This window comes from Paenibacillus paridis, from assembly GCF_006345825.1.
In the GTDB taxonomy this organism is placed as follows: Bacteria; Bacillota; Bacilli; order Paenibacillales; family Paenibacillaceae; genus Pristimantibacillus; species Pristimantibacillus paridis.
Genome location: NZ_VCIX01000033.1, coordinates 1 through 697, shown reverse-complemented (window position 1 = coordinate 697; position 697 = coordinate 1). Strand labels below are relative to the sequence as shown.

At 40.7% G+C, this 697-nt stretch carries 1 protein-coding gene and 1 pseudogene; both read right to left on the bottom strand.

Going from position 1 to position 697, the window contains the following annotated elements; genetic code table 11:
• Positions 1-145 (bottom strand): annotated as a pseudogene (locus FJQ58_RS00360) (UDP-N-acetylglucosamine 1-carboxyvinyltransferase); the annotation flags it as partial.
• A gap of 187 nt (positions 146-332) precedes the next feature.
• A complete protein-coding gene (locus tag FJQ58_RS00355) occupies positions 333-599 on the bottom strand; it encodes a DUF1146 domain-containing protein (protein ID WP_102715553.1) in 267 nt (88 codons plus the stop codon).
• Positions 600-697: the final 98 nt, after the last annotated feature.

Sequence of the window (697 nt, the reverse complement as noted above, 5' to 3'; positions counted from 1 at the left end):
CGAGGAGGGGTACGTCATAGATGACGCTGTCTCCTTCTGTCGCCAATAATGAGGCCGCTAAAATGGGGAGTACTGCATTCTTTGCTCCGCTAACACGGACCGTTCCCGTCAAACGCTGGCCTCCGCGGACGATAATTTTGGTCATCTTTTGGTTCCCTCCGCGAACTGCAATTTCTATTTCCAAACCGTGAATATTTAGGAATTGAACATTTTACCCAACCCTCATCTTATCACTCCATAACATGAATCGACAAGCGTTAAATTCTTGCTTTTTTTTACAACCGTTTTCNGAGTCCTCATGTATTACCCATTGTTGACATATTTCGCTTTTGTTATTCGACAAAGCTTTTGAGCAATACGGTATAACCCCAATAATCCAAAAAAAACTTGGCCAATAAATTGCCCATTATGATCGCGACAATGACCTGAAATACTCTTGCCTTCGGGCTTCGCGGGAATTTGAAAAAGGTTTCCCATTTCACCTCTTGCAGCACAAACCAAACAAATATAATACAAAGAATGACAATGATGATGGAAAACAGCCCTGTCATACCCGTATAGTTTTGTATATCCCTATAAAGCTCATTGTCGACGTCCATGAATCCTCCTTGAAATGACTAAACTAAACTTATTGAAATGAATTTAATGAATTTATTTTTTCTGGATAAACACCCGGTGCAGCAGTACGCTGAATTCA